Origin of the sequence: Vibrio sp. Vb1980, assembly GCF_033338615.1 — a bacterium.
GTDB classification, from domain to species: Bacteria; Pseudomonadota; Gammaproteobacteria; order Enterobacterales; family Vibrionaceae; genus Vibrio; species Vibrio alginolyticus.
The window spans coordinates 1-1,456 of sequence record NZ_JAWOSZ010000050.1; the positions used below are offsets into that span (position 1 = coordinate 1).

Genomic DNA, 1,456 nt, shown 5'->3' on the forward strand with positions numbered 1-1,456 from the left:
AATGCTAAGAGATGGTGTTATGTGGGATACAGATAGCCTCAAAAATTAACTATTGACGCCATAGTCTCTTGTTATGCCAATTTTTCCCGCTGTTTATAAGCATCATTGATCATTAAAAATGTATGGTGCATCCGCAACTTCGATCGAGCATACAAATCCCGCACTTCAGCTAACGAGAAGAACTTTGCACAACCTATTTCATGGTTGAATTTAGGCAATATGACTTGGTCTTTAACTTCTGTGACCCAGACATGACGTAATACTAATTCACCATCATCAAAACGTCCTGCATAGGTATTTAAGTAGTTCTCTAAAGCAACTTCTAAACCCGTTTCTTCTGCAATTTCCCTGACCGCTGCCTCTTGAGGAAACTCTGTAGATTCAACACTACCTGACGGTATATGCCATAGACCTTTCTTTGAGCCGGTTAGCTCTTGAACCAATAACACTTCATTGCGTTGATTAAAAATCACAGCTCCGGCAGCTTTTGCCGTAACTTCTATGTGATGCTGAATCCCATATTGCATCTAATTCTATCCTCATCCATGAGAAGTAAAATAAAAGTGGCATAACGCCCAATTAAGGTGTGAAGCACGCTACCACTACACTTAATTTGACCACCGTAAACACTAAACTAAACCCAAGCTAAAAGTGCCAAGCGTGCTGAATCACTCTTAAATTGTTTGTTATGTTCGTTGCTCTTCAAATTCTCGGTACTTCTTCTCTTGAACTGTCGATAGATAAAGCGCTTTTTGGTAAATAGCATTGATCGCATTGTGCATTCGATCATACGCAGAATCACTATCTGGACCAAATGAAATAAAGCGGTCAGATACTTTGAGAAAATCTTCTATTTTATGCTGTAAACCAGTATGGTCTAGACGATGTGCCAAAAAGTTTCGAATACTGTTTAATTTTATAAAACAATCCCATAGAGCGAGTGTTTCAGTACAGTCTGGGTCTGCGTATGCCTTACCAGCATTGATTAAACTATGGGTATCTTTAAAAACTTCTTTTAAAGCTTTTTGATTTGGGAAATGGTTGTGCACATACGAGCGAATTTGCTGTTCGATTAATAAATGCCCCTTGAGAACCAGTAGTGTCAGATCACCATCAGAAGGAAGAAAAGTGTAAAATTTATCTAGATTTTCAAAGTACTCATCCGTGTAAGTTGACAATAAATAGTTAAAATGCTGAGTCTTTGCTTCATCGCCTTGGGCTTTCGCTTTTTCTAACTCTTCTTGCCAATGATATCGAGAACTGTTCATTTTTCCTCCTAGAACATAACGCCCTGTTAAGGGGTGAGCAACGCAATACCGAAGTCGCCGCATACCACCTTAAACACTAAAACCAACGCATAGTGAAAATGCCACGCGTTACGAATCCCTCTTGAACAGTTTGTATGGATAATAAGTACTCCAATCGGGTAAGGTGAGACCCAGACTTTAGCTGCAAC

The 1,456-nt window shown here is 39.4% G+C and carries 2 protein-coding genes; both read right to left on the minus strand.

Going from position 1 to position 1,456, the window contains the following annotated elements; genetic code table 11:
* Nucleotides 1-71: 71 nt before the first annotated feature.
* On the minus strand, nucleotides 72-527 hold the full coding sequence (locus tag R7F64_RS23725) for an NUDIX domain-containing protein (RefSeq protein ID WP_054824887.1): 456 nt from the start codon (nucleotides 525-527) through the stop codon (nucleotides 72-74).
* Between the two features lie 159 nt (nucleotides 528-686).
* Nucleotides 687-1,268 (minus strand): hypothetical protein, encoded by a 582-nt coding sequence (locus R7F64_RS23730; protein WP_318072131.1) that lies wholly within the window; start codon nucleotides 1,266-1,268, stop codon nucleotides 687-689.
* Nucleotides 1,269-1,456 lie beyond the last annotated feature (188 nt).